This is a genomic window from Streptomyces sp. ActVer, from assembly GCF_027270795.1.
Lineage (GTDB): Bacteria > Actinomycetota > Actinomycetes > Streptomycetales > Streptomycetaceae > Streptomyces > Streptomyces umbrinus_A.
Window position 1 is genome coordinate 1 of sequence record NZ_JAPWHT010000502.1, and the last position, 7,190, is coordinate 7,190.

Genomic DNA, 7,190 nt, shown 5'->3' on the forward strand with positions numbered 1-7,190 from the left:
CACCCGAACACAACCACCAGAGCCACCCCGTAACCTGTCCCCGTGGCAGAACCAGTCGTGCGCATCCCGGATGCGAAGGTCGCCCTGTCCACGGCCTCCGTGTACCCGGAGTCGACGGCAACGGCCTTCGAGATCGCCGCACGCCTCGGCTACGACGGCGTAGAGGTCATGGTCTGGACCGACCCCGTCAGCCAGGACATCGAGGCCCTCCGCCGCCTCAGCGACTACCACCAGGTCCCGATCCTCGCGATCCACGCCCCGTGCCTGCTCATCACCCAGCGCGTCTGGTCCACCGACCCGTGGACCAAACTCCAGCGCGCCCAGTCGGCAGCCGAGAAACTCGGCGCGAGCACGGTCGTCGTACACCCCCCGTTCCGCTGGCAGCGCCAGTACGCGCGCGACTTCGTCACCGGGATCTGGCGCATGGCGAACGAGACGGACGTCCGGTTCGCCGTCGAAAACATGTACCCCTGGCGCTACCGCGACCGCGAGATGCTCGCCTACGCCCCCGACTGGGACGTCACGAAGGACGACTACCGCCACTTCACGATCGATCTCAGCCACACGGCGACCGCCCGCACGGACGCGCTTCAGATGATCGACCGCATGAGCGACCGCCTCGGCCACGTCCACCTCGCCGACGGCAACGGCTCCAACAAGGACGAGCACCTCGTCCCCGGCCGCGGCACACAGCCCTGCGCCGAGCTGCTGGAACGCCTCGCCCTGTCCGGCTTCGACGGCCACGTCGTCATCGAGGTCAACACCCGCCGCGCCATGTCCAGCGCCGAACGCGAGGCCGACCTCGCGGAGGCCCTCGCCTTCACCCGGCTCCACCTGGCCTCGGCCGTACGGGTCCCGCGCTCGTGACCAGCGCCGCCCCGCGCCGCCGTGGACGCCCCTCCCACGCGGACTCCGCGGACGCCCCCGCCGCCCGCGACCGCATCCTGGCGGCGGCCCGCGAGGAGTTCTCCGAGCGGGGGTACGAGAAGACGTCCGTACGCGGCATCGCCAAGGCCGCGGGCGTGGACGCGGCGCTCGTGCACCACTACTTCGGCACCAAGGAGCAGGTCTTCGAGGCGTCCATCGAGGTCGCCTTCGGGCCCCTTCTGAGCGCCCCGGGCTCGATCGCGGAAGGCCCCCTGGACGGCGTCGGCGAGCGCCTGGCCCGCTTCTTCTTCGGGGTCTGGGAGAACCCGGCGACCCGCAAGGCCCTGCTCGCGATCGTCCGTTCCGCCGTGAACAACGAGGTCGCGGCCGCGGTCTTCCGCCGCCTCGTCTCGGCCCAGCTGCTGCGCCGCGTCGCCGCCCAGCTGGACGCGCCGGACGCCGAACTGCGCGCCGAGCTCGCGGCGGCCCAGCTCGTCGGCATCGCGATGCTGCGGTATGTGATCAAGGTGGAACCCCTGGCCTCGGCGAACCCGGAACAGATCATCGCAAGGGTGGCCCCGGTGATTCAGGCCCACCTGACGAACCCCTGAGCCCTCAGGGACGCGGGACTGTGGCACGTACGGCTCCGGCGCGTGGGCGGGACCGGCCACATCAGGGCCCCGCCCCGCAGCCGACCACCGAGACAGCCATCCCGCATTCCGGACGCCGTGTCCAACCCCTGGATGACGGGCGTACGCTCGACGTGAGTCATTACTCTCCGAAGGAGCGAGCGACGATGCCCGAGCTGAGGTCCCGCACAGTCACCCACGGCCGCAACATGGCGGGCGCACGCGCCCTTATGCGCGCCTCCGGTGTACCGGGCGCGGACATCGGCCGCAAGCCGATCATCGCGGTCGCCAACAGTTTCACCGAGTTCGTGCCCGGCCACACCCACCTCCAGCCGGTCGGCCGGATCGTGAGCGAGGCCATCACGGCCGCGGGCGGCATCCCGCGCGAGTTCAACACGATCGCGGTCGACGACGGCATCGCGATGGGCCACGGAGGCATGCTCTACAGCCTGCCCTCCCGCGACCTGATCGCGGACAGCGTCGAGTACATGGTGGAGGCCCACTGCGCCGACGCCCTGATCTGCATCTCGAACTGCGACAAGATCACGCCCGGCATGCTGATGGCGGCCCTGCGCCTGAACATCCCGACGGTCTTCGTCTCCGGCGGCCCCATGGAGTCCGGCCGCGCGACCCTGGTCGACGGCACGGTCCGTACGCTCGACCTGGTCGACGCGATCTCCGACGCCGTGAACGACAAGATCTCGGACGAGGACATCCTCCGTATCGAGGAGAACGCCTGTCCGACCTGCGGTTCCTGTTCCGGCATGTTCACGGCCAACTCCATGAACTGCCTGACGGAGGCCATCGGCCTCTCGCTCCCCGGCAACGGCTCGGTCCTCGCCACGCACACCGCCCGCAAGGCGCTGTACGAGGACGCGGGGCGCACGGTGATGGACATCACCCGCCGCTACTACGAGCAGGACGACGAGACGGTCCTGCCGCGCAACATCGCCACGATCGCGGCCTTCGAGAACGCCATGGCGCTCGACATCGCCATGGGCGGCTCGACCAACACGATCCTGCACCTGCTGGCCGCGGCCCAGGAGGCCGAGGTCCCCTTCGGCCTGGACGAGATCAACGCCGTCTCGCGCCGGGTGCCCTGTCTCGCCAAGGTCGCCCCGAACGTGGCCAAGGACCGGACGTACTACATGGAGGACGTGCATCGGGCCGGAGGTATCCCCGCTCTGCTCGGCGAACTGCACCGCGGCGGCCACTTGAACGAGGACGTGCACTCGGTCCACAGCCCGTCCCTCTCCGACTGGCTGAAGACCTGGGACGTCCGCGCCGGCTCCCCGTCCCCCGAAGCCCTGGAGCTGTGGCACGCGGCACCCGGCTGTGTCCGTTCCGCCGAGGCCTTCTCCCAGTCCGAGCGCTGGGAGGCCCTCGACGAGGACGCGGAGGGCGGCTGCATCCGCTCGGCGGAGCACGCGTACTCGAAGGACGGCGGCCTGGCGGTCCTGAAGGGCAACCTCGCCGTCGACGGCTGTGTCGTGAAGACGGCAGGCGTGGACGAGTCGATCTGGACCTTCGAGGGCCCGGCGGTCGTCTGCGAGTCGCAGGAGGAGGCCGTCGACAAGATCCTCAAGAAGGAGATCACGCACGGCGACGTCGTCGTCATCCGCTACGAGGGCCCCAAGGGCGGCCCCGGCATGCAGGAGATGCTCTACCCGACGTCCTTCCTGAAGGGCCGAGGCCTCGGCAAGACCTGCGCCCTGATCACCGACGGCCGCTTCTCCGGCGGCACGTCGGGCCTGTCCATCGGCCACGCCTCCCCGGAGGCCGCCTCGGGCGGCACGATCGCCCTCGTCCGGGACGGCGACCGCATCCGCATCGACATCCCGAACCGCGGCATCGAGCTCCTGGTCTCCGACGAGGAGCTGGCCACCCGCCGCGAGGCCCTGGGCGGCGTCTACGCCCCGGCCGGCCGCGAGCGGAAGGTCTCCGCCGCCCTCCGCGCGTACGCGGCGATGGCGACCAGCGCCGACAGGGGCGCAGTCCGAGACGTCTCCAAACTCGGCTAGCCCCGCACCACCCCCACCACGTGGGCCCGCCCGGTCCTCACCACCGGGCGGGTTCGCCGTTTGCGGTGCCTTCCCCCTTCGACGGGCCCTCCCTGCGCGGGACTTCCCAGCGGCCCACGGGCTTCCGGTACTTACGGGCTTTCCGGCGGCATGCTCACCAGCCGCCGGGCTTGCTCCTGTCCACCGCGAAGACACTTCCGTCCGGCGCGCTTCCGTAGACCCGGTCGCCCACGACCAGGGGCACGGGCAGCTCCGCGACAACACCCTCGGTCCCGCCGCCGCTGAGCCGGGGGCGGGTCTGGCCCAGGAGCTTGCCGGTACGCGCGTCGGCCGCGAGCAGCCGGCCGTCGGGGGAGGTGACGTACACATGCCGGTCGTCGACGGTCGGCACGGAACCCCTGCTGACCGATGTCTCCAGCCGCCACTGCTGCTTGCCGGCGTCGAGGTCCACCGCGACCAGCGCCCCGCCCGTGGCCAGGAAATAGACCGTCCCGTCGTGCAGGGCGGCCGTGGCGGACGGGAGCGGAAGGCCGAGAGGGATCCGCCGTACGCGGCCCGAGCCGTGCGTGTAGCCGACGACGCTCACGCTCTCCTGGTACGAGTTCTCCCCGGTGAACCAGAGCGTGCCCTTCGAGGCCCCGACGGGGATGAGCAATCCGTCGAGGCTGTGGCGCCACCGCACGTCCCCGGTCCGCAGATCCACCGCGATCACCTGAGTGCTCGTGCTGTCGGCGCCCAGTGTCGTCGCGTACGCGACCTCACCGCCGAAGTACGCGAAGGAGGGCTGGGCCCGGCCGGCCACGCGATGGCGCCACAGCCGGTCCCCGGTCTTCCCGTCGACACCGGTGACCATGCCGTCGGGCGAGCTCAGCAGAACCGTATCGCCCGCGTTCTGCTGCACGCTGCCCTCGTTCGCCGGGACGTCCAGAGTCCAGCGGGTCCTGCCGGTGTCGGGGTCGAGCGCGACGAGCTGCTTCTGGTCCGGGGTGACGGCGTGCACCAGACCACCCGACAGGACGGGTGCGACCACGCTGCCGGCTCCCGCGGTTCCGGTCTTCCGCGTCCACCGCACCTTGCCGTTCAGCGGGTCGACGGAGGCGGCGAGCACACCGGGAGCGGCGCACCGCAGGGCCCCAGCACCGTAGGCGCATTGGGACATACCGCTCTTGCCGGTGCCCACCTTCGTGACCCACGGGCGGAACGTCTCGGCGGCGGCCCGGCGTTCGGTACCCGGGTCCGGGCTGCCGCCGGAGGCACCGTCGACGCTCGGCACACCGAAGAGAAGCGCACCGCCCACCGCCAGTACGGATACGACACCGGCGGCGACGGAGACAAGGACACGGCGACGACGACGGGTGGGCGCCGAGAGGTCACTGGAACCGACGGACGGGTCCGGCCCGGCAACCCCGGCTGCCGTACGCCGCTTGCCGCGCACATGAGTCGGATCGTCCTCGGGCCGGGGCGCGGGCTCGTGCCCGGAGACGGCTGCAGCCTCGGCTTCGGTCTCGGCCCCCGGCTCCGATGTTCGCTGAGCCGGGATGAACGCCTGGGTGTCGTAGAGCGAGGAGACGAGCCGCAGTTCCGTCATGAGCTCGTCGGGCGTGGGCCGTTCGTCCGGCTCCTTGGCGAGGCAACGGCCGACGAGCTGGGCCAGATCATCGGGGACACCCGTCAAGTCCGGCTCGTCGTGCACCACTTGATACGCGACGATGTAGGGACTGTCGGAGTCGAAGGGCCCGCGCCCCGTGGCCGCGTGCACCAGGACCGACCCGAGGGCGAAGATGTCGGCGGCCGGGCCCACCTCGCGGGGGCGGCGGAACTGCTCGGGGGCCATGAAGGGCGGGGTACCGATCAGCTTGCCGGTCTCCGTGCGCAGCTCACTGTCCGATGGCCGGGAGATGCCGAAGTCGATGACCTTGGGACCGTCGTCGGCGAGCAGGACGTTGCTCGGTTTGAGATCGCGGTGCACGACACCGGCACGGTGGATGTCGCGCAGCCCTTCGGCGAGGCCGGCCATGACCTGACGCAGCTGCGCGGACGACAACGAGCCGTTCCGCTTCACGTGCTCGGCCAGCGTCAGCCCCGGTATGAACAGGGTGGCCATCCAGGGCCGCTCGGCCTCGGGATCGGCGTCCACGACCGGTGCGGTGAAGGCACCGCTGACCCGCCGCGCGGCCGCGACCTCCTGCCGGAACCGTCCCCTGAACTCGGGGTCCTTGGCGAACTCGGCATGGACGACCTTCACCGCGAGCCGCAGTCCCGAGGTCGATCGCGCCAGATGGACGACACCCATACCGCCCGAGCCGAGGCGTGACTCAAGGCGGTACTGCCCGGCGTATTCGGGAAGTTCCGCTTCGGCACCGGATCCGGCGCTGCGTCGTGGCGGCATGGTCCACCCCCGTGAATTGCGTACGCACGCGCGACGCACGGAGCCTAGTCGATGGTTCGTACGAGACCCACGCGGCTTGCTAGCCTCCGCGTGCACAAAGAAAAGAAAGTGTTTCAAGCCAACGCGTTCGCGACGATCAAGACAGTGCGTCCAAACGCATCCAACGGGGGAGGCTCATATGGCTGTTGAAGAGATGGAGAGCGCGGAGGAGAGTACGGGCGCGAGGGCGGAGGCGACCGTCACCGCGGCCCAGAAGCTCTACTCGATCGCACCCGGTTACACCGTGAACGTCCGCAGCGGTCCCGGCACCCAGTACCGCCTGGTCCGCACCCTGGCGGTGGGCTCCAAGGTCCCGATCTTCTGCCAGCGCCCGGGCGAGACGATCAGTGGTCCCTACGGCACGACGAATATCTGGGACAACATCAAGGTCGGGGAGTACGTCTCCGACGCCTTCGTGAAAACGGGCAGCGACGGTTACGTGGCACCGCGCTGCAGCTGACCGCGTCGGGGCGGCACGGCTCGCAGGCCACGAGCCGGGCAAGCCGAGCCGCCCCTTCACTCACCTACACCCACCCGTCGGCACTCCGACGCACTCCGACTCTTCGGCAGTCCGCCGCCCGGGGCGATAATCGAGCGGTGAGCGACGAAACCGGCACCCCTGCAGGCCCCCGCCCCGAACCGATCCGTTTCTTCGGAACGACCTGGGTGGACCACGACGGCGGCTACGCGGGACGCCGCGCGGGCGTGGCCGCCGGCTCGCTGGCGGCCGCCGTGGCGAGCTGCCTGATTCTCCGCTTCGCCTACGAGGGCCTGGCGATCGCGGCCGTGGGCGGTTTCGTCACTCTCCTCGTCGTCGTGATGTTCGCGATCTGCAGCGCGATCGCCTTCCGCCGCACCTGGGAGGGCTTCACCGAGCGCCCCGACCCCGACACCCAGGCATCCCTCCGCGGCCTCCTGGCCATCGGCTTCGTAGGCGCTCTCCTGGCCTACTTCTTCCGCTCCCTCACCGAGGCCCCCGGCGAAAAGCTCCACCGCCGGGAGTACGAGACGGCCCGCGCCGAACACGCGCGCCGCACCGCCCGCCGCACGGGAAACCCGTCCCGCAAGCGCCGCCGCTAGGGGCTCCGCCCCAGGCCCCGTGGGGTGTGTTGTCGGGTGCGGGTCCGGATGTGGCTTGTCGCGCAGTTCCCCGCGCCCCTGAAAACCTAGGGGCGCGGGGAACTGCCCAGTCTTTGGGGGTTCGGGGGCGGAGCCCCTGAGTTAGTGACGGGATTGGGTAGGGGC

The 7,190-nt window shown here is 70.6% G+C and carries 6 protein-coding genes; 5 read left to right on the plus strand and 1 reads right to left on the minus strand.

Going from position 1 to position 7,190, the window contains the following annotated elements:
• Window positions 1-42 precede the first annotated feature (42 nt).
• From O3Q52_RS45470 to ilvD, 3 genes are all read left to right on the plus strand, one after another.
• On the plus strand, window positions 43-867 hold the full coding sequence (locus O3Q52_RS45470; RefSeq protein ID WP_055618249.1) for a sugar phosphate isomerase/epimerase: 825 nt from the start codon (window positions 43-45) through the stop codon (window positions 865-867).
• Entirely contained in the window at window positions 864-1,478 is a 615-nt protein-coding gene (locus O3Q52_RS45475) for a TetR/AcrR family transcriptional regulator (protein WP_269654365.1), read from the plus strand. Before O3Q52_RS45470 ends, O3Q52_RS45475 begins: the two co-directional genes overlap by 4 nt.
• A 185-nt stretch (window positions 1,479-1,663) precedes the next feature.
• Entirely contained in the window at window positions 1,664-3,517 is a 1,854-nt protein-coding gene (gene ilvD, locus O3Q52_RS45480) for a dihydroxy-acid dehydratase (protein WP_269654366.1), read from the plus strand.
• Between the two features lie 154 nt (window positions 3,518-3,671).
• Here ilvD and O3Q52_RS45485 read toward each other — a convergent pair whose 3' ends face one another.
• On the minus strand, window positions 3,672-5,906 hold the full coding sequence (locus O3Q52_RS45485) for a serine/threonine-protein kinase (protein WP_269654367.1): 2,235 nt from the start codon (window positions 5,904-5,906) through the stop codon (window positions 3,672-3,674).
• A 178-nt stretch (window positions 5,907-6,084) separates the two neighbouring features.
• On the opposite strand from O3Q52_RS45485, the gene O3Q52_RS45490 reads away from it, so the two are divergent.
• Window positions 6,085-6,405 (plus strand): SH3 domain-containing protein, encoded by a 321-nt coding sequence (locus O3Q52_RS45490; protein ID WP_269654368.1) that lies wholly within the window; start codon window positions 6,085-6,087, stop codon window positions 6,403-6,405.
• A 137-nt stretch (window positions 6,406-6,542) separates the two neighbouring features.
• On the plus strand, window positions 6,543-7,025 hold the full coding sequence (locus tag O3Q52_RS45495) for an EamA/RhaT family transporter (RefSeq protein ID WP_269654369.1): 483 nt from the start codon (window positions 6,543-6,545) through the stop codon (window positions 7,023-7,025).
• Window positions 7,026-7,190 lie beyond the last annotated feature (165 nt).

Coding starts and splice junctions, on each gene's coding strand:
- ilvD (WP_269654366.1), top strand. CDS start 1,664: ATGCCCGAGCTGAGGTCCCGCACAGTCACCCACGGCCGCAACATGGCG.
- O3Q52_RS45485 (WP_269654367.1), bottom strand. CDS start 5,906: ATGCCGCCACGACGCAGCGCCGGATCCGGTGCCGAAGCGGAACTTCCC.
- O3Q52_RS45490 (WP_269654368.1), top strand. CDS start 6,085: ATGGCTGTTGAAGAGATGGAGAGCGCGGAGGAGAGTACGGGCGCGAGG.